Genomic DNA, 18,880 nt, shown 5'->3' with positions numbered 1-18,880 from the left:
AAACTGCATATTTTAGAGGCTGAAACCCCTTACTGGCTTGGATAGCCTCGAAAATTTAGATAATTAACAGCTTACCCATTACCCATTACCCATTACCCATTACCCATTACCCATTCCCTATTCCGGTGTTCCCTCTCCACAAAAGATTTCACAAAACTTAATTTGACAGAGTTGCCGAAATAACAGATAATCAGGATTTGTGTAAACTGTCGGAGTGAAAACTCTCTTGGCTAACGTAGTTGTTATCGGTGCCCAGTGGGGCGATGAAGGAAAAGGCAAAATCACAGATCTGCTCAGTGGTTCAGCAGATGTAGTTGTCCGCTATCAAGGTGGCGTAAATGCAGGTCACACCGTTGTTGTGGACAATCAAACCTTCAAACTGCACCTGATTCCTTCAGGCATCTTATATCCCGATACCGAGTGCATTATCGGTTCAGGAACCGTCATTGATCCCAAAATTTTAATTGAAGAACTGGATCAACTGGAGTCTCTGAAGATTTCCACCAAAAATTTGATGATTTCCCAGACAGCCCATGTGACGATGCCCTACCATCGCCTCCTGGATCAAGCATCGGAAGAACAACGGGGATCTCAAAAGATTGGGACAACGGGCCGGGGAATTGGCCCGACCTACGCCGATAAGTCTGAACGCACGGGTATTCGGATCATTGATTTGATGGAAACCCAGAGTTTACCCGATCAGTTGCGCTGGACGATTAGCAATAAAAACGTTATTCTCGAAAAACTGTATAATCTCCCACCCCTCGACCCGGAAGCGGTGATTGAGGAATATTTGCAATATGCAGAACGCTTGCGTCCCCATGTCGTCGATGCGTCACTAAAAATCTACGCTGCGGTGCAGGATCGACGGAATATTTTATTTGAAGGAGCCCAGGGGACACTGCTAGATTTGGATCATGGGACATATCCCTATGTGACATCTTCTAACCCGGTTGCGGGTGGCGCCTGTGTGGGTACGGGAGTTGGCCCGACCATGATTGACCGGGTAATTGGGGTGGCAAAAGCCTATACTACCCGGGTCGGAGAAGGGCCATTCCCGACGGAAATGGTGGATGGAATTGGCCAGGTCTTGTGCGATCGCGGCGCGGAATTCGGAACCACCACCGGACGTCAACGCCGTTGCGGTTGGTTCGATGCGGTGATTGGCCGTTATGCCGTCAGAATCAACGGTTTAGACTGTTTAGCCATTACTAAATTAGATGTTTTGGATGGCTTGGATGAAATTAAAGTTTGCATCGCCTATGATATTGATGGCGAACGGTGCGAACATTTCCCCAGTAGTGCGCGAACCTTTGCTCGCTGCGAACCCATTTATGAAACGGTTCCAGGTTGGAAAGAATCCACCGCAGACTGTCGGAAATTAGAAGATTTACCCCCAGCAGCACTCAGTTATTTGAAATTTTTGGCGGAATTAATGAAAGTTCCGATCGCGATTGTTTCTTTAGGTGCGAGTCGAGATCAAACTATTATTGTGGAAGATCCGATTCACGGCCCGAAACGGGCGCTATTAGACGCGGATGGACAACCCATCACCGTTGGCGGTTAATATCTTTTTTTGTGATTCCCTGGTTTCGGCCGGGGAATGCTTTTTTATGGTTAGAACTACATCTAAAACTGCTTTTCTCCATGTTTAATCGAGAATTCGACCGTCTTTAAAATTTAGATAAAACACTAAAGGGGGTCTTAAATGTCTGATTTCATGTCCGACGAAGATAGAATGATAGAAATATATATTAAACATAGAAACTTAAAGAGATTTGTTATAAAAAAGTTAAAAGAAGAAGGAATAAATTGTCAAGAAACAACTAAAAATGATCCGAAAGGCGATATTTTGATTATTAATCCTGAAGATTCCCCAAGGGTTAAGGAAATTATTAATCAAATGCAGAACCAGTCTAATTAATCTAAAAAAACAGTAATTTAATTCTTTAAACAATATTAAATCATGAACGAGTCAGAAAAACCTCATATTGAAATTAAGGGACAAAGAGTAACTAAAGGAGATGCACAGAAAATGATTGAAAAAGGTTCTATAATTGGTGTTGTATGTGGTGGTAAAATTACATCTCAGGCTAAAAAATTACTAGATAGTGCCAATATTGCCTATGCAGAAATCCCTGAAAGCGAGTTTATGGAATCTGAAGTAGAGGAGGAAGGATAATGTTAGATATTGTGTTCTATCCTGCTAATGGTGAGTTATCTTATTCGGTCGATGTTTCAGAAGAAATTTATCAATGGTTAGCAAAATCCGAATTCTCAAAAATTGGCAAGTCGGTATTGCGAAAAATGGAGATTGATGGAGAAACAGAAAAACTATTCTTGGTTAAGTTAGGGAAAGACACTCGCAAAAAGTTCAAGAATTTTTTTCGAGATGCGATCACCCAAGAAAGTGATCAAGTGCTAACTCAACTGGGGGACTCTCCCTCGAAACAGGAGTATCAACAGGCGACATACCGCTTAAAAATCTTACAAGAACTCCGCAAGTGCATCGAAAATCAGGATTTTCTGTATTTGCAAAGATGTTAGCTTTCATTCCGTGGCAGAGCCAGGGAACAAGTGTTAATATAACGATAATTGATTGATTAGTTATAAAAAATACTATGAAATTTGTTGATGAATACCGGGATGGAAAACTTGCTCAGGATTATGCCAAAGCGATCGCATCAATCACCACAAAACCCTGGAAAATTATGGAGATTTGTGGAGGCCAAACCCATTCCATTGTTAAATATGGAATTGATGAACTTCTCCCCTCAGAAATTACCTTAATTCATGGCCCGGGCTGTCCCGTTTGTGTAACTGATATTAATATTATTGATCAAGCTATTGCCCTCGCCTCTTTACCTAATATTATTTTTTGTTCCTTTGGAGATATGTTACGAGTTCCGGGGAGTGAAAAAGACCTCTTAAGTGTTAAAGCTACTGGGGGAGATATCCGAATTATTTATAATCCCTTAGACTGTTTAAAAATTGCCCAACAAAACCCCACAAAACAGGTGATTTTCTTTGCCGTTGGCTTTGAAACTACCGCCCCAATCACCGCCATGGCTGTTTATCAAGCCCACCAACAAAATATTAATAACTTTTCCCTTTTAGTCTCCCATGTTTTGGTTCCTCCCGCGATGGAAGCCCTCTTATCAAGTCCTAATTGTCAGGTACAAGGGTTTTTAGCCGCGGGTCATGTTTGTACCGTTATGGGATATACGGAATATGAACCGATTGTTGATAAATATAATATTCCAATTGTTGTAACTGGGTTTGAACCCATTGATATTTTACAAGGAATTTATTTCTGTATTCAACAACTGGAAAAAGGAGAATATAAATTACAAAATCAATATAATCGTTCCGTGCGTCCAGAGGGAAATGAAACCGCTAAAACTATCATTCAAGAAGTGTTTGAAATTGTCCCCAGGGAATGGCGAGGACTGGGAGAAATTCCGCAAAGTGGGTTAGGAATTAAACAAAAATATATTAATTTTGATGCTCAAAAACGGTTTAATTCTCAACAGTTAATTCCCGCTTCTTCTCCTTGCCAAGATTGTATTAGTGGTGAAATTCTCCAAGGGATTAAAAAACCCCAGGAATGTCCGGTTTTTGGAACCCGTTGTACTCCCGAACATCCGTTAGGGGCACCAATGGTTTCTTCTGAAGGAGCTTGTGCCGCCTATTATCGCTATCGTCAACAAACTATAACAGGCAACAGGCAACAGGCAACAGGCAACAGGCAACAGGGAAGAAAAGAGTTTTGAGCATCAGTTGATGTCCTAATTTCTAGGCGCGACTGCTATAGAATCCCTTCCTTTAAGGTTAAAGCTATTCAAAGAATTGCTATGATTAGGAATAATGGAAAGGTACTGTAATCCAAGGTAAACAGACCCAAAATAGTAATATCCAGACCCACCATCCCCAGGTTAAAGGAACAGAATCTTCCGTTAAAATTGCATCTATTCTTTCTTCTAAACGACTACTACGAATAGAACAACTAAAGGATAAATTGCCATAATCGGGGGATTTAAACGGAGCTTTGGCAAGATATAATAGGGATTCTGCTAATACTAAAGCGTCAACTTGTTGGGTTGCGTAACGATCAGCCCGCATCTCCCTTAATAATAGTAATTCTTGCCAGAGTTGGTTGGTATTGGGAAGCCAACTGGTTAAAGTTTGTAGCCAACCTAATATAAAAAACCAAAAAGTATCTCGATAGTTTAAATGGGCTTGTTCATGGGCAATCACTGCTTCTAAATGGGTCTCATCTAAGAGGTTTAATAATCCTCTACTAACTACCAATTTCGGCTGCCAAAATCCAATTTGAGCGCTATAGGGAAAATCATCCTCTAAAATTCTCGCTGTTTTTCCTAGGATAACCTGTTGAGATAAGCGATGAATTCGGTATTGAGATTGCCACAATTGACCGATTAACTTAATAACCGTTAATATTCCCCAACCGACAAACCCCAAAGCCAGAAAATAACTAAACCAACTGGCTTGAAGTCCCAACATTTCCCCCTTTGTTCCCATCGATAATATCGCCAAAGCGGTCATCAATAAAACCAAAGGTGGACAGACAAACAAAAATAGAGATTTTTGCCAGCGTTGATGCCAATTTTCTCCTTGAGACAATGGGATGAGTCGCAAACCGACCGCGCATCCTAGGGCGAATAAAATAATCATTAAGTGCATTATTGTTGTCCCTCCCGTTGGCGACGAATAGCATCAAGGCGTGAGGCAATGGCATCAATTTGATCTAAACTTGCGGTATCCAAACTATCAGCAAAAGAAGCGACTAAATCGGGATTACCAATTGCTAAAAATCGATTTAACCGATCATAAGCTAAAATTGCCTGGGCTTGTTCGCGGGTGAGTAAAGCTTGCCAATAAAAAGCCCGTTCCTGTTTATTACAAGCTAACCAACCCTTATCTGTTAAACGACGCAATACCGTTGTGACTGAAGTATAGGCTAATTCTCGATTCGGGTCAGATAAAATCCGTTCATGGACATCTTTAACCGTGGTTATACCCAATTCCCAGACTATTTCTAGGATTTCCGTTTCTAAAGGGCCGAGGGAAAGTTGCCGAGGACGATAATCAGGCAAAGGAGCCATAGGGAATCCATAAAAATACTATTATTGAGTCAGTGTAATAGATGATTTAAACAAAATCAAGTAGGGCAATTCATGAATTGCTCCTACCCTGAATTATTGAGTAAAATTTGCTATATTACTTTTTCCAATCTTGATCGGCTTGAGCTAATACATAAGCGGCAACATCGGCAATTTGATCGTCTTTTAAACGACCTTTGAAGCCGGGCATGGCTGCTTTCCCATTTGTTACTTGGGTTATAATTGCCTGGAGATCATACATCCCATATTTTTCCAGATCCGCTTTTTTCAAAGTTTTTCTCGCATTAACTAAGTTTTTCCCTCCGGCGTGACAAGATGCACAATTTGACGAAAATATTTTAGCTCCACTTGCTAAATCGGCGGCGAAGGCACTAGGAACAAAAGTTAAAATAGCCACGGTCATGACTAACAAAACTGAGATTATTTTTTTCATCGGTGTTCTCCTGTTAGGAAATTGAATTAATCCTTCTATGGTGCAAAAGCGGTTTACCCTTGTCAAAAGACAGGCCGTCAAACTTGTCCCTCTCTAGGGGAAAAGCCATCGGTTGATTTTATGAATCTGGACTCGGAGAAATTTGTTTATTTTCTTCGATGTTAACGGTTTTAATAATTTGTTTGGCTTCTAAATCTTTAACTTGATTGGATTTTAACCCTTCTAACCACTTGACTAAAATTAATTCGGCATCATCAACAATTTGTTCTTTTTGTAATTCTATTCTTAATGTATCTACAAACTGTCGTGTTAAGCGTTTTTGTAACTGCATGGCGATAAAATCAGGGGGTTTATTTTTCCCGGCTTCCATAGATTTTTTAGGACTTTCTGAAATAGTCATGGCAATTTTTTTCACGAGACTATCAGCAACTTGTTGAGGAAGATGTCCGATCAAAGGAATTTTATTTAATCCTTTATAAATCGGAGACTGTTGAATCGAGTTAGCGACTTGATAGTGTAGGTAAGCTTCTAATTCAGGACGAATTGTGGGTAAAACTTTAGAAATTGTAATTTCAACAATTTGGTTAGAAATTCCGGGGGGAGACTGAAATTCGAGTTTAATATCCTCTAAGGAAATAGATTGATAGGAGGAAGGCGGATTGACTAACTTTTTCAGGCTTCCTTGTTTAACGAAATCTTGAATTTTATCAACTCCTTGATTGACTAACACCTGAACTAATTCTTGAGCAAAACTATAAATAATTTTGAGTTTTAGGTAATCAATCGTAGGTTGTAAACTCGGAAAGTTGGCTCGATTTAAGTGATAAACGGCTGAAATAAAACGTAAAAACAATAATTTAGGAATTAACAAAAATACATAATACCATAATTTTAAAATTGCTTCCTTTAGTGTTAATTGGGGTTGGCGAGAACGAAGAACATAAATTTCCATTAAGAAGATTAAGAAAAACAGGCTGATCCAAGGTAAATCAATCAACCAAAATCGATTCACAAATTGACCATTTAAACTCAATTGCCGAAAATAAAATGACTCCATTAAACCCTGAATATCTGTTTCAAAAAATTCGAGTTCTTTTTCCCATCCTTGTTTTTCTAAATTTTCCACACTCCAAAAGACATAAAAAGCCTGTCTGGAGGAGCGATCAGCCCAAATTAACTCTGGGGCTAAAAAATTTAATAGGTTAATTTTATATAAAAATTTTAAGGTAGGAGTTAGCCGAGTTGTCACCTTGGGATCTCGACTATAGATATGATCAATCATGCGATATTTCGCTGCTGTTAACGGCCCTAAATTATGTTCTAATTGTAAGAAATAAGTCCGATCAATAATATTAGCACTAGATTTTCGGAGATCCTGGAGTAAAGTTTGGGCTTTAGGGGTATTTAACTCATTGTATTTTAAATAAACTTTTAATTCTGAAACTTTAACTAAATAACTTTGAGTCATACGATCCGGTTCAATCCCTTTAATAATATCATAGGTTAAACTGGGTTCATTAAATAAAATTAAAAATCTAATGTTTTGATTGAAAAAAATTAACTCTTTTTGCCATTGTTTTTGATTGAAAAAATCAGGACTCCAGAATTTTTCTAATGCTTGCTGAAAATCATTAATTTTAACGTGATTTTGAAAGCGCTTTTGAATTTCCGCTAAAGTCCCATAGGAATTGAGAATCCGAAACTGGGGATTTTCTATAAATAATTCTAAACTAGACTCACGAATATCGGTTAATGCTAACTTAACTTCTTCAGATTCAATTCCAAATTGATTAATCGTTTTTTCCAGTTGATCAACTTGCTGCAAATATTGATTTTTAGGCGTATTTTCCGATTGGGCTTGATGTTGACTCCATTGTAAATAAAATCTACGAAGTCTAATATAACTTAAATCAAAAACAACTAAACAGAAATTAGCCGTAACAATTAAAGCTAAAATTCTAGCGACGAGGAGAGATAAACCTGTGCTTTGAGTGGAAATTGGGGGTTCAAACTTCATCTTCATAATTACCTATAATAAAGGGTATTATTGCTGCTTTTTTAGTTCAGTAATTGCCAGTAATAAAGTCGCCACAATCATAGGAAGTAGATAATAAATAGCTCGATAAGCTAATAAAGATCCTAAAACCTTAGCTGGATTTACTTCCGAAGAAACCAAGGTTAAAACCACAGTTTCAAAAACCCCTAAGCCTCCGGGAATACTACTAATCATACTGGCTATCATTGCCAACAAATAAATACTAAAACAACTTAGATAAGAAGACGTGCTACCTTCGGGTAATAAGACATATAAAACCCCTCCGGCCGCCCCCCAATCAAAGGTGGCAAAAGCAATTAAAGCCAGTGAAAGACTAACGGTAGGAAAGTTTAATTCTAATTCTCCCAATTTGACGGGTTTATGATTAAAACCAGCCCATAATAAATAAACAGCAACGGCTATGAGAAAGATGATTCCCACCGGACGAACTGATACAAAGGGTAAATCTAAAATACTAGGAATTTTCAAGGGAGTTAACAGAAAAACTAATCCACAGACTCCCAATAATCCCAACCAAAATGTTAAATTAGTAAAGGCAATCACCTGGGCAATAACACCTGGAGGGACACGCCATCTTGAATATAGGCGATAACGAACCGCACTCCCGGTTAAGAAGGAAAACCCCACATTATTACTAATTGCATAACTGATAAATGCACCTATGGCAATTTTAAAATAGTTCAGGGGAAAGCCGATATAAATAAATGCTAAAATATCATAGGCTGTTGTCATTAAATAACTAATGGTCATCAAAGAAATTGCGCCCAGCCTATTGATTTTAGGAATATTAGATAGACTGATCAAAACATCATCTATAGAATATTTTTCTAACTTTTGGCTGATCGCCCAAATTGAGAGACAAAATAGCAAAAAGCCGAGAAAAGAAGGCAGAATCTTACGCATTCGATTCATCTCGGAATTTAACCAGGAACTGGTGGGCATTATTTAATTTCAGCTAAATAACTTTGTAAGTCTTGAACCCTTTGCTGAGTCACGTTTGCTAAACATTGGGTTAACAATAAAGGTTCGGCTGTTCCTCCTAAAACTTGACTGGCTTCAAAACTACAGGTTTTGTCTCTAAAAGAAATCCAAGCCCGTTGTGCTTCAATTAAGCGTTTTTTTCGTTCTGGGGATAATTGACTAATGAGTTTTTGGTAAGTTTGATTCAGCTTTTGATCGGCGATTTGATATTGATCAGAGGCACATTTTCGCATTTCTAAAGTATTGCCATCGAGCTTACACCGAACAGTTTGGGAAATCTGTGTTTCCGGTGCAGCGAAACTCGAATATACAAAAATCGGAAAGTTAGTAATTACAAAAACCAAGAAACAGAGGGTTAATATTTTTCGCATAGTGTTAAAAACAAATGATGTTTCGGAAAAAAGTATTAAATTAGGGCAATAATCCTGATCAATATTCAAGTTGACATTGCTTAGAACTTAATTCTTTGTCGGTAGTTAGCCACCGATTGTACAATGCCAATAGCTATCCAATTACTCAGTAATGAGGATCGACCATAACTCAAGAAAGGCAGAGGAATTCCGGTAACGGGTGCTACACCAATATTCATTCCAATGTTAACAAATACCTGAAATAGTAGCATACAAAGGACTCCAATGGCAATTAAAGAGCCAAAAGAATCCTTAGCAGTTTGGGCAATAATCACTAAGCGTAAACAAATAAACCAAAATACTGCTAATACCGCAATACAACCGATAAAACCCAATTCTTCCCCAACGGCTGAAAAGATAAAATCCGTATGTTGTTCCGGGATAAAATTCAGTTGAGTTTGAGTGCCTTGATTAAGTCCTCGCCCATATAATTGTCCCGCACCAATGGCAATACGAGACTGAATTAAATGATAACCACTCCCCAAAGGATCTTGCTCAGGATTCAAAAATCCAATCAGCCGCATTTTTTGATAGTCTTGCAATACATTCCAGAGGATATGGCTTAACTGTCCGGCTCCTAAATTTACTAATAGAGCTAGGGGGCCAGTTAACCATTTTAAAGGCAGACTCCACCAACCGACAAAACCCATTAACACAGCCCAGATGATCCCGGCCGGAAGATAGACATTAAAAACAATGGCGGCGACCACGGGAGAAACCAACAAAATTAACCAGCCCGGATGAATATTACCCCAATACATCATCCCGAAAGTAATCGCACCAAATACTAAAGAGGTTCCTAAGTTGGGTTCAATAAATACTAATCCCCAAGGAACCGCCGCGATCGCTAAAATCCGAATCATATCCCCCAAATTTGGAGTTTTTAACTCTTGGAGTAGGGCAGCCAGGGTAATAATAATTCCGACTTTAGCAAACTCCGAGGGTTGGACATGAAAACCCGCAATATTAATCCATCGTTGCGCCCCCAATGCGGTTGTGCCGATAATTTGTACCGCAATCAACGATAAATTGATAATTCCATAAATCACCCATCGCCACTGAATTAGGCGTTCATAACGGCAACGGGAAAAAATCAAAGCTAAAGTTAAACCAATCGCTCCGGTGATCCAATGTTGCCACCAGTCGGTTAAACCTTGCTGTAATTCCACACTGCGAATCATGACTCCGCCAAATACGGTGAGAAGAATACAAGCCCCCAGCAGCCACAAATCCGCCTCAGCCCAAGCATAAAATATTGAACCCCGGCGACTTCCCCAGCGAATTTTTTGAAACATAGTTTTTTGCTAAAACGCTCTTAACCTATTTAATGGGTTCATACAGGTATTCAAAACCATTTCCGTCTGGATCTCGACCATAAAAGGAAGCCGTACCATCCCGATGTTCATGAATCGTTGTCACCGGAATTCCTTGGGCCTTTAAACTGTGGTGGGCACTTTCGATTTCAGTGCGATCGCTAAATACAAAACCAAAGTGAGGCCCAGCCTGATCGTAACCCGGACTCATTAAAGCTAATCCATCCTCACCCGCTTTTAAATAGGCCCAGTCCCCATCCTTCCAAACTAAATCCATCCCTAAGTTTTGATAAAACTCTGCGGAGGAGTCGATATCGTTCACACAAATGGCAACATGGCCTAGACGTTTCAAGTTCATGGCTACAAAAATTAACGTTTCTCTAACTCTATTGTCACGAATTGATGACTACATTTTGAAGGAGAAAGCCGTCGGTTTACTCAGCCGGCTTTTTGGGTGCAGAATCGGTTTCCGGTTGAGTTTCTAAAGTATTAGGAGAAACGGGGTCAACCGACTTAGCTGGAGCAATATTACCTCCTGCTTGTTTTTGAATTTGATCCTTATAAACCGCCGGGGCTAAATCCACCGCTTGAGCAAATAAAGGTTCCGCTTCTCCCAGATTTCCCTGTTCTTTTAAAACCAGAGCTTTGGCAAAAACTGGACGAAAATCTTTTTGATCACTTTTGATCGCTTCATCATAAATAGCGATCGCCTCATCATAGCGTTTATCCTCTGCGTAAACCTGCCCCAAAATCAACTGTACCGACATTTCATCAATGGTATTTGGTACGGTTTGATTGGCATTGCCAGCCGCTTTCAGGGTATCCTGTAACAATCCAATGGCCGCTTCGGGACGTTTTTGTTGTAAGAATAAATTTGCTAAACCCTGTAGGGCTTGGATATCTCCGGGTTGACTAGCTAAAATTGTCCGATAGGTTTGGGCGGCACCCTCTTGATCCCCGCTATAGGCCTTCGCCTGGGCTAATAAGACACTGTAGCGCGTATCTTCCGGGTGTTTTTTAGACAGTTTTTCTAAAGGTTCAATCACATCCTTAACTTCGGCTTGTTTAAACTGAATTAGTTGTAACTTCGCCTCCAATAAACCCTTCAAAGCCGTTTCATTATCGGGTTCTCGCTGCAATACCAACTCATAACCGCGAGCTTGTGCTTGTAAATCCGATTGTTTCCCGGTTTGGGCTGATGGTGTTGTTGGGGTGGGAGTCGGTTGTTTCGACTGATTATTTTCCACGATCCCACCAATCAACGGCCCCATGGAAAATCCCACAAAGGCAATCACCGCTAAAACCAAGACCACACTAACGAACCCACGACGTTTATCTACCATGAAACTCAATCCTGTACCTATTAGGCCAACTTCCTTGCAGCTAATATGTTAACAGAAACAGTTGATGTAGAAAGCCGGGGGTTGATCCTATCCGCACCGAGATTAAGTAAAATAGGTAGGTTGACCCGTATTAATGTAATGGTCAGAGTAACGGTTGCCTCCTTCTCCAGAAGGGGTGCAAATATTGAAATGTCCTGATAGTGTTGATCCGTGACTTAATGTTTAGTATAAAGCCCTGGATCAATTTTTAGAGAAAAAGGGTTTTTGTTTTCTATGTCTTCGCTCCCATAAGGGATGTGTCTCCGCTAAGAGGTGTTATGAGTCCTTCTCCCAATCGTTCCTCTCGATCCAAACGTTCTTCAAGCTCAACTCCAGCTAGTGAGCCCGCCGTGAATATGTCTCAAGATGTCTCCATTGATACACCAAACGAAAGTGAAAGTGTTATCCTAGAAACCCCAGAAACCCCAGAAAATATCCCCCAGACGAGCCCTAGCACGTCTGAACCGGATCAAATCGATCAAACCGCAGAATTAGAACCCGACTCTCTCGACTCCATCGAGCGACTCTGGCAACATCCGATTCCGCCCCCCAGCGAAGCCCGTCAATATCGGGCGATTGGATTAGTTCATGGCCGATATATGGCTTCTGTGGATCAGTTTACCCAGGGAACCTTACTCACCAGTGAAGGTAAACTCCTGGATGCGGTGTTACTGGGTCGGGTCATGAGTTTAGTGAAAAAACATATTGACTTAGACCAAGATCATCTTTGGGTGGTTTATCCCCGTACACGCCAAGAAGAAGATAATCTGCACGTTCAAATTATGGGGGTTTGGGAACCCCAAACTCTCAGACCTGAGCCATCACCCGAGGATTCAACCGCCGTTACTTCTGAAACTGAATTAGCAGCATCGGAGGAGAAAAAGAGCCCTTTAGTGAATGTTCAGCAGGGCTATTTTTCTATCCGTGGCGAGGTGGTTTATCAATCTCAAGACGTTGAAAAGTATGTGATTGTTAAAATTCGCCAATCTCCCCGCAAAGATAGTGATAAACCTAAGTTTTTTAAACTGAAACTGATGGGAATTGCCGGGATGAGAGCCGTCGGTCATTTCTGGGATTTACACGTTCAGTTACAAGAAGATTATTTAGTCATCCAAGAAAGCCACGATATCGGCATGATTCCGACTAAAAAACGCAGACCTCCGTTCCAAAAAGGCGGCCCGAGAAGACCCTCCGGTCAAGGTCAGTTTAACGCGGGTTCTCGTCCTTATAAACCTAAATTCCCATCGGATGATGCTCCGCCTCCTGAGCGTCGAGAACCGATTCCTAAACCGTTAAAACGCAAATCTTCCTCGGAAGAAAGCTAAAATCAGATTTGTAGGGGCGGGTTCATCAAAATGCACGGTAATTAACAAAAATCTAAAAGAACTCGCCCTTACTTACCAGTTATTAGTTTCACTCTAAACTAATTTGAGAACCCCAAATATTTTGGGGTATAAAAGAACGATTATCAGACAGAGGAGCCACGGGTTCTGTGAGGGTAAAACTTCCAGACTCAATCCATTTTTTTAACTCTTGAGCAACTTCACGAGAACGGGAAATACTGGCTAGAGGGGCGGTTTTGATAGTTTTCCCTTCTATAGAAATTTTGCCTTTTTTCAGTTGGCTATAAGTGACTAAACCAAAGGTAGGGCGTACCCGCCGAGGAATCGCAAAATCAATCACAGGCGCCACAATATCTTGATCGGAAATGGCACAACGAACAATCACTTCTTGATTCAAAACGGGTAACGGAATTCCCACCCCTAACATTAATGAAGGGCCGTAATTATTGAAATAACAACCCCGTACCCAATAGGGATTCATTTGTTTTGCATCTCCAATTAATGCTAATGTCGCCGCCGGGCCGATGGGAGTCCGATTTTCTAAGCGTTTTTGCAAGGGAAAATGTTGGGTTCCTTCCCAAGTAATATAGCCAATTCCTCCTCCGATAAAAATTTTAGTCCCAATCCCAATTAGTTGTAAATCTGGATCGTTGAGCAGGGGATTTAAAGCGCCAGGATTAGAATATACCGCATTTCCTAAATAGGGTTGTAAGGGGCCAAGATAAGTGTAAAGTGGGCGATCGCCTCCATTAACTCCCACAATAAAATTTTGATACAGATTGCGAGGATTAAATAAATAAAATTGGTTAATCGTATCTCGGGTAATCGTGGTTTCAAAGGAATTGCGAGGATAGCAGTCAGAAACCACCCCAGAGGCTTTCAGATGAATCGATTTTCCCGCAATTAAATCTTCAATTACATGACCTCCACCGCGTTCTCGGGTCTCCTCGGCGTCGTCTATCATTTGTGCCGCCCCTAAATACAAATCCACCGCCCCAAAGCCACTATAGGCTGGAACCCCATCTAACCAACAGGTTTTAATATTAATTGGGGGGTCGGTATGACCTAAGTTAATCACAGCCCCGGAGCCCTCCATCGGTTCAAAAGTTCCGGTAGTGATCACATCAACCTGTTCAGCAATTTGGGCGATATTATCGGGGGTAACTCGGGCCTTGAGTTCTTCCACTGTCCAAACAACGGCACGGTTTTGAAGAATTTTATCGTTAATTTCAGTAATAGTTTTCATCAATTGCTTGTTTTTGAACTCTCCCTCATCTTTTTTTGCCAACTATTCCGGTTGTTGAGAATGTTGTCTAGCTCGCCAACTGAATAATAGGGCTAGAATCACCGAAGGTAAGCAAACGGCGACTAGGGCAATGGTTGAGGATGTGGGAATTGCCAGCAACGGGCCAACGAACTTAATCAAAACCGATAGTCCCAGGGACAAGAGTAGAACTTTGAGTAGAAATGTGATTTTGTTATCCATAGATGGCATTCTATAAAAATAGAGAGTGCGATCACAACTAGGCAGAAACCGGGTTTCTCACGCAAAAATATCGATTAAATGACTAAAATATTGCCGATAAACCGGGTTTCTTCGGTTTCGTGCGATCGCTCTTTCATAGTTTACTTGAAAAATACCCATGCAAAACCAAGACCCTGAATTATTAGAAAAAATTCGTCAACAGTTTGACTCAGCACCCTATCCTAGAATTCCCTTAGAAGACAACCCGAAAAATAACTATGAATTGCTATTTATCCATAATTTAGTCACTTCCTATTATTTAAAATATCAGAAGGTTATTAATACAGAGGGCAAAGTAATTTTAGATGCCGGGTGTGGAACCGGATATAAATCGTTAGTATTAGCCGAAGCCAATCCAGGGGCTAAAATTGTTGGGATTGATATTTCTGAACAATCGATTGAACTGGCTCGTCAGCGTTTAAATTTTTATGGGTTTGAAAATGCTGAATTTCATGTGTTGGCGATCGAAGACTTACCTCAACTCGGTTATCAGTTTGATTATATTAATGCGGATGAAGTGCTTTATTTATTGCCTGATATTGTAAGGGCATTAAAGCCGATGAAGTCGGTTTTAAAACCGGTAGGTATGATTAGAACTAATCTCCACAGTTTATACAGACGTTTTAATTTATTGAAAGCGCAGTCCCTTTTTAAACTGATGGGATTAATGGAAGGAACCCCTGGGGAAATGGAAATAACAATAGCCAGGGAGACAATTCAATCTTTAAAATATCAAGTGTTATTTAAATCACAATCTTGGGAAAAAGGCTTACAAGATAATGACGAATGGGTTTTAATGAATTACTTTTTACAAGGAGATAAAGGTTTTACAATTCCTGAAGTCTTTGAGATGTTAAAAAGGGCAGATTTAGAGATGATCAACATGGTCAATTGGCGACAGTGGGAACCCTTAAATTTATTTCAAGATCCAGAAAATTTACCTGCATTTTTAGCCCTTAGTTTGCCTGAATTGTCCATGGAAGAGCGCTTACATTTCTATGAATTGTTACATCCAGTTCATCGATTATTAGATTTTTGGTGTGGTCATCCCCTAGAGACAACGGTTGTAGATATTTCCGACTGGACGCAAACGGACTGGGAAACCGCAACGATTTATTTGCATCCGCAGTTAACAACTGACCAAGCCAAGCAAGACCTAATGGAATGTATTCGCACTCATCGACCCTATGAAATTAGCCATTATGTGAAGTTACCCACTCTTGTCCCCTTGCACATTGAGAGTCGTCGGGCTGGCTGTTTGCTGCCGTTGTGGGAGGGAAAACAATCGATGATGTCTTTAGTAGAGCGATGGAAACAGATCCAACCTGTAGATCCTGTTACCTTAGAATTGATTAATGATCAGATGGCTTTTGAGCAGGTAAAAGAATTACTCAGTGATCTGGAACGGTTTTTGTATATTCTGTTAGAGCGATCGCTTTAAAATGAATTAAAAAAAGGAAAAAAATTCCCGATCTCGACTGCTATAATTAACAGAAAAAACTATCATGGAAAATCACGATCCTGAATTATTAAAAAAAATTCGTCAACAGTTTGATTCAGCACCTTATCCGAGAATTCCCTTAGAAAAATCACCGAAAACTGATTATGAATTGCTGTTTATTCATAATTTAGTCACGCCTTATTATCTCAAATATAAAACAGTTATTAACACAGAAGGAAAAGTCATTTTAGATGCTGGGTGTGGAACTGGATATAAGTCCTTAGTCTTAGCCGAAGCCAATCCTGGGGCTAAGATTGTTGGAATTGATATTTCTGAGCAATCGGTAGAACTGGCTCGTCAACGGTTAGAATATCATGGCTTTGATAATACAGAATTTCATGTGTTGCCAATAGAAGACTTACCTCAACTCGGTTATCAGTTTGATTACATTAATCATGATGAATCTCTCTATTTATTTCCTGATATTACAGTCCCTCTGAAGGCAATGAAATCAGTATTGAAGCCAGAGGGAATGATTAGAACAAATCTTCATAGTGCATTTCAGCGAGTTAATTACTTTCGGGCGCAATCCCTATTTAACAGGATTGGATTAATGAATGGAAACCCGACGGAGTTAGAAATTAACTTCATCGGTGAACTAATGGAATCTTTTAAAAATCCAGTTTTATTAAAGTCCCAAACCTATAAGCCTGAAAAAATAAATGAAAAAGAATGGGTTTTAATGAACTATTTATTTCAGGGAGACAAAGGTTATACGATTCCTGATTTATTTTCAGCGCTGAGAACGGTTGATTTAGAGTTTATTAGTATGGTTAGTTGGCGACAGTGGGAACCCTTAGATTTATTTGAAGATCCAGAAAATTTACCTGCCTTTCTAGCCCTCAGCTTGCCCGAATTGTCTATCGAAGAACGCTTACATTTCTATGAATTGTTACATCCAATTCATCGGTTATTGGATTTTTGGTGCGGTCATCCCAATGATCATATGTCCGGTGTTCCGGTTTCAGATTGGGAGGATAGGGACTGGGAAACCGCAAGAGTTTATTTGCACCCTCAACTGAGAACTGTTCAAGCCCAGGAAGACCTGATTCAATGTATTACGACCCATCAACCTTATGAAATTAGCCAGTATGTCAAGTTGCCCACACTGGTTACTATCCATCTCGAGAGTAGTCGCGCTGCTTGTTTGCTGCCGTTGTGGGAGGGTGAACAGTCTGTCCTGTCTTTGGTGGAAGGATGGAAACAGATCCAACCGGTAGATTCTGTGACACTAGAATTGATTAGTGATCAGATGGCTTTTGAGCAAGTGAAAGAACTGCTTAGTGATCTGGAACCGTTTTTGTATATCCTGTTAGAGCGATCGCTTTAAAATGGATGTAAAAAAATAGTTCCTAGTTGAATTTAATGATAAAATTGATAATCTCTTTGTCAGCTTTTAATTAAGAAAAAAACATATTTTTACAGAAAAAACATTATGGAAAATCAAAATACTGAATTATTCAAAAAAATTCGTCAGCAGTTTGATTCAGCCCCTTATCCGAGAATTCCTTTAGATAAATCTCCTAAAAATGACTATGAATTACTGTTTATTCATAATTTAGTCACCCCTTATTATTTGAAATATAAAAAATTAATTAATACAGAAGGTAAACTAATTTTAGATGCTGGGTGTGGAACCGGATATAAGTCCTTAGTCTTAGCCGAAGCCAATCCTGGGGCTAAAATTGTTGGGATTGATATTTCTGAACAATCGGTAGAACTAGCCCGACAGCGTTTAAAGTTTAATGGGTTTGAAAATGCTGAATTTTATGTATTGTCAATAGAAGACTTACCTCAACTGGGTTATCAGTTTGATTATGTTAATGCGGATGAAGTTCTTTATCTGTGCCCGAATTTATTCAATTCGATGCAAGCGATAAAACAGGTTTTAAAACCACAGGGCATTATTAGAGCCAATCTACATAGTTTACATCAAAGAGCAAATTATTTTCGGGCGCAATCGTTATTTAAGATGATGGGAGTGATGGATGAATCTTCTCAAGAACTTAAGGCAGAGGTAGCCAGAGATACGATAAATTCTATCAAAAATGAAGTTTTACTGAAAGCTCAAACTTGGAATACGCCAGGTTATAAAAACGAAGAATGGTTGCTTGTCAATTACTTATTACAAGGGGATAAAGGCTATACAATACCAGAGGTTTTTGCTGTTTTGAAAGCAACTGATTTACAGTTTCTGAGTATGGTGAAATGGCAACAATGGGAACTAATGGATTTATTCAATGAGCCTGATCACTTACCTGGCTTTCTAGCCTTAAGTTTACCAGAAGCATCGGTGGAGGAGCAGTTACATTTATTTGAGTTGATTCATCCTGTCCATCGATTATTGGATTTTTGGTGTGGTCATTCTGAGCAGGAGTGTATTGTCCCGGTTGGTGAATGGACTGAAGCCAACTGGCAAACCGCACAAGTTCATTTACATCCCCAACTGAGAACCGATCAAGCTAAAGCAGACCTAATTGAATCTATCAAAACCCATAGACCCTATGAAATTAGCCAATATGTGAAGTTACCCACTCCCATACCTATTACTCTTGAGAGTAGTCGCGCAGCCTGCTTGCTGCCCTTGTGGAGTGGAGGACAGACGGTAATGTTCCTGGCAGAACGTTGGCAACACATCTATTCTGTAGATTCAGTTACCCTAGAACCTATTACTGGCCAGAGGGCATTACAGCAGGTCAAAGAACTCCTCACCCTTCTGGATGCCTTTCTTTATGTGCTTTTGGAGCGTTCAGGATCAAATTGAAAAAATTTTTTGTTGGGGTGATATGAAC

General features: G+C 39.9%; 20 protein-coding genes. 9 read left to right on the top strand and 11 right to left on the bottom strand.

Annotation, left to right across the window (positions count from 1 at the left end):
- Positions 1-226 precede the first annotated feature (226 nt).
- The 5 genes from PL9631_RS19500 (at position 227) to hypD (ending at position 3,773) form a co-directional block, all read left to right on the top strand.
- On the top strand, positions 227-1,567 hold the full coding sequence (locus PL9631_RS19500; RefSeq protein ID WP_083622909.1) for an adenylosuccinate synthase: 1,341 nt from the start codon (positions 227-229) through the stop codon (positions 1,565-1,567).
- 153 nt (positions 1,568-1,720) lie between these two features.
- Positions 1,721-1,924 (top strand): hypothetical protein, encoded by a 204-nt coding sequence (locus PL9631_RS19495; protein ID WP_231516791.1) that lies wholly within the window; start codon positions 1,721-1,723, stop codon positions 1,922-1,924.
- Between the two features lie 42 nt (positions 1,925-1,966).
- A complete protein-coding gene (locus PL9631_RS19490) occupies positions 1,967-2,182 on the top strand; it encodes a hypothetical protein (RefSeq protein WP_083622896.1) in 216 nt (71 codons plus the stop codon).
- Positions 2,182-2,547, top strand: a complete 366-nt coding sequence (locus tag PL9631_RS19485) for a hypothetical protein (protein WP_083622894.1) — start codon at positions 2,182-2,184, stop codon at positions 2,545-2,547. The genes PL9631_RS19490 and PL9631_RS19485 overlap by 1 nt, the downstream gene beginning before the upstream one ends.
- Positions 2,548-2,621: 74 nt before the next feature.
- Complete coding sequence (gene hypD, locus PL9631_RS19480) at positions 2,622-3,773, top strand: hydrogenase formation protein HypD (protein ID WP_083622892.1); 1,152 nt, start codon at positions 2,622-2,624, stop codon at positions 3,771-3,773.
- Positions 3,774-3,858: 85 nt separating this feature from the next.
- On the opposite strand, the gene PL9631_RS19475 is transcribed toward hypD, so the two are convergent.
- From PL9631_RS19475 to PL9631_RS19435, 9 genes are all read right to left on the bottom strand, one after another.
- Positions 3,859-4,704: a M56 family metallopeptidase gene (locus PL9631_RS19475; protein WP_083622890.1), complete on the bottom strand. Its 846-nt coding sequence runs from the start codon at positions 4,702-4,704 to the stop codon at positions 3,859-3,861.
- A complete protein-coding gene (locus PL9631_RS19470) occupies positions 4,704-5,126 on the bottom strand; it encodes a BlaI/MecI/CopY family transcriptional regulator (protein ID WP_083622888.1) in 423 nt (140 codons plus the stop codon). Before PL9631_RS19470 ends, PL9631_RS19475 begins: the two co-directional genes overlap by 1 nt.
- Positions 5,127-5,241: 115 nt before the next feature.
- The gene (gene petJ, locus PL9631_RS19465) at positions 5,242-5,577 is read right to left on the bottom strand and encodes a cytochrome c6 PetJ (protein ID WP_083622886.1); all 336 of its coding nucleotides are present in this window, start codon (positions 5,575-5,577) and stop codon (positions 5,242-5,244) included.
- Positions 5,578-5,695: 118 nt separating this feature from the next.
- Positions 5,696-7,594, bottom strand: coding sequence for a hypothetical protein (locus PL9631_RS19460; RefSeq protein WP_083622885.1), 1,899 nt, complete (start codon positions 7,592-7,594; stop codon positions 5,696-5,698).
- Between the two features lie 27 nt (positions 7,595-7,621).
- Complete coding sequence (locus PL9631_RS19455; RefSeq protein ID WP_197046438.1) at positions 7,622-8,575, bottom strand: lysylphosphatidylglycerol synthase domain-containing protein; 954 nt, start codon at positions 8,573-8,575, stop codon at positions 7,622-7,624.
- On the bottom strand, positions 8,575-8,985 hold the full coding sequence (locus PL9631_RS19450; protein WP_083622883.1) for a lysozyme inhibitor LprI family protein: 411 nt from the start codon (positions 8,983-8,985) through the stop codon (positions 8,575-8,577). Before PL9631_RS19450 ends, PL9631_RS19455 begins: the two co-directional genes overlap by 1 nt.
- Before the next feature lie 80 nt (positions 8,986-9,065).
- Positions 9,066-10,319 (bottom strand): rod shape-determining protein RodA, encoded by a 1,254-nt coding sequence (gene rodA, locus PL9631_RS19445; RefSeq protein WP_083622881.1) that lies wholly within the window; start codon positions 10,317-10,319, stop codon positions 9,066-9,068.
- 25 nt (positions 10,320-10,344) lie between these two features.
- Complete coding sequence (locus tag PL9631_RS19440; protein ID WP_083622879.1) at positions 10,345-10,695, bottom strand: VOC family protein; 351 nt, start codon at positions 10,693-10,695, stop codon at positions 10,345-10,347.
- 76 nt (positions 10,696-10,771) lie between these two features.
- Entirely contained in the window at positions 10,772-11,680 is a 909-nt protein-coding gene (locus tag PL9631_RS19435) for a tetratricopeptide repeat protein (RefSeq protein ID WP_083622877.1), read from the bottom strand.
- A 317-nt stretch (positions 11,681-11,997) separates the two neighbouring features.
- Between PL9631_RS19435 and PL9631_RS19430 the strand changes: the two genes are divergently transcribed.
- Positions 11,998-13,044, top strand: a complete 1,047-nt coding sequence (locus tag PL9631_RS19430) for a hypothetical protein (protein WP_083622875.1) — start codon at positions 11,998-12,000, stop codon at positions 13,042-13,044.
- A gap of 88 nt (positions 13,045-13,132) precedes the next feature.
- Here the strand turns inward: PL9631_RS19430 and PL9631_RS19425 are convergent, their stop codons facing one another.
- Together PL9631_RS19425 and PL9631_RS19420 are read right to left on the bottom strand one after the other, a co-directional pair.
- Positions 13,133-14,308 (bottom strand): homocysteine biosynthesis protein, encoded by a 1,176-nt coding sequence (locus PL9631_RS19425; protein ID WP_083622873.1) that lies wholly within the window; start codon positions 14,306-14,308, stop codon positions 13,133-13,135.
- Positions 14,309-14,350: 42 nt separating this feature from the next.
- On the bottom strand, positions 14,351-14,548 hold the full coding sequence (locus tag PL9631_RS19420) for a hypothetical protein (RefSeq protein WP_083622871.1): 198 nt from the start codon (positions 14,546-14,548) through the stop codon (positions 14,351-14,353).
- A gap of 157 nt (positions 14,549-14,705) precedes the next feature.
- On the opposite strand from PL9631_RS19420, the gene PL9631_RS19415 reads away from it, so the two are divergent.
- The 3 genes from PL9631_RS19415 to PL9631_RS19405 all read left to right on the top strand — a co-directional run bounded on the left by PL9631_RS19415 (position 14,706) and on the right by PL9631_RS19405 (position 18,852).
- Entirely contained in the window at positions 14,706-16,028 is a 1,323-nt protein-coding gene (locus PL9631_RS19415; RefSeq protein ID WP_083622869.1) for a class I SAM-dependent methyltransferase, read from the top strand.
- A 64-nt stretch (positions 16,029-16,092) separates the two neighbouring features.
- Positions 16,093-17,418, top strand: coding sequence for a class I SAM-dependent methyltransferase (locus PL9631_RS19410; protein WP_083622867.1), 1,326 nt, complete (start codon positions 16,093-16,095; stop codon positions 17,416-17,418).
- Between the two features lie 105 nt (positions 17,419-17,523).
- Positions 17,524-18,852 carry a class I SAM-dependent methyltransferase gene (locus tag PL9631_RS19405; protein WP_083622865.1) on the top strand — a complete coding sequence of 443 codons (1,329 nt, stop codon included), beginning with the start codon at positions 17,524-17,526 and terminating at the stop codon, positions 18,850-18,852.
- The last annotated feature ends 28 nt before the right edge of the window (positions 18,853-18,880 follow it).

The sequence above is a fragment of the Planktothrix paucivesiculata PCC 9631 genome (assembly GCF_900009265.2).
In the GTDB taxonomy this organism is placed as follows: domain Bacteria; phylum Cyanobacteriota; class Cyanobacteriia; order Cyanobacteriales; family Microcoleaceae; genus Planktothrix; species Planktothrix paucivesiculata.
The sequence above is the reverse complement of the archived record's forward strand: the minus strand, read 5'-3'. Positions and strand labels throughout refer to the sequence as shown.

Excerpts from the sequence above, each read along its gene's own strand:
- PL9631_RS19490 (WP_083622896.1), top strand. The coding sequence starts at position 1,967 with ATGAACGAGTCAGAAAAACCTCATATTGAAATTAAGGGACAAAGAGTA.
- PL9631_RS19495 (WP_231516791.1), top strand. The coding sequence starts at position 1,721 with ATGTCCGACGAAGATAGAATGATAGAAATATATATTAAACATAGAAAC.
- PL9631_RS19450 (WP_083622883.1), bottom strand. The coding sequence starts at position 8,985 with ATGCGAAAAATATTAACCCTCTGTTTCTTGGTTTTTGTAATTACTAAC.
- petJ (WP_083622886.1), bottom strand. The coding sequence starts at position 5,577 with ATGAAAAAAATAATCTCAGTTTTGTTAGTCATGACCGTGGCTATTTTA.
- PL9631_RS19425 (WP_083622873.1), bottom strand. The coding sequence starts at position 14,308 with ATGAAAACTATTACTGAAATTAACGATAAAATTCTTCAAAACCGTGCC.
- PL9631_RS19460 (WP_083622885.1), bottom strand. The coding sequence starts at position 7,594 with ATGAAGTTTGAACCCCCAATTTCCACTCAAAGCACAGGTTTATCTCTC.
- hypD (WP_083622892.1), top strand. The coding sequence starts at position 2,622 with ATGAAATTTGTTGATGAATACCGGGATGGAAAACTTGCTCAGGATTAT.
- PL9631_RS19420 (WP_083622871.1), bottom strand. The coding sequence starts at position 14,548 with ATGGATAACAAAATCACATTTCTACTCAAAGTTCTACTCTTGTCCCTG.
- PL9631_RS19430 (WP_083622875.1), top strand. The coding sequence starts at position 11,998 with ATGAGTCCTTCTCCCAATCGTTCCTCTCGATCCAAACGTTCTTCAAGC.
- PL9631_RS19405 (WP_083622865.1), top strand. The coding sequence starts at position 17,524 with ATGGAAAATCAAAATACTGAATTATTCAAAAAAATTCGTCAGCAGTTT.
- PL9631_RS19455 (WP_197046438.1), bottom strand. The coding sequence starts at position 8,575 with ATGCCCACCAGTTCCTGGTTAAATTCCGAGATGAATCGAATGCGTAAG.
- PL9631_RS19470 (WP_083622888.1), bottom strand. The coding sequence starts at position 5,126 with ATGGCTCCTTTGCCTGATTATCGTCCTCGGCAACTTTCCCTCGGCCCT.
- PL9631_RS19475 (WP_083622890.1), bottom strand. The coding sequence starts at position 4,704 with ATGCACTTAATGATTATTTTATTCGCCCTAGGATGCGCGGTCGGTTTG.
- PL9631_RS19435 (WP_083622877.1), bottom strand. The coding sequence starts at position 11,680 with ATGGTAGATAAACGTCGTGGGTTCGTTAGTGTGGTCTTGGTTTTAGCG.
- PL9631_RS19415 (WP_083622869.1), top strand. The coding sequence starts at position 14,706 with ATGCAAAACCAAGACCCTGAATTATTAGAAAAAATTCGTCAACAGTTT.
- rodA (WP_083622881.1), bottom strand. The coding sequence starts at position 10,319 with ATGTTTCAAAAAATTCGCTGGGGAAGTCGCCGGGGTTCAATATTTTAT.
- PL9631_RS19485 (WP_083622894.1), top strand. The coding sequence starts at position 2,182 with ATGTTAGATATTGTGTTCTATCCTGCTAATGGTGAGTTATCTTATTCG.
- PL9631_RS19410 (WP_083622867.1), top strand. The coding sequence starts at position 16,093 with ATGGAAAATCACGATCCTGAATTATTAAAAAAAATTCGTCAACAGTTT.
- PL9631_RS19440 (WP_083622879.1), bottom strand. The coding sequence starts at position 10,695 with ATGAACTTGAAACGTCTAGGCCATGTTGCCATTTGTGTGAACGATATC.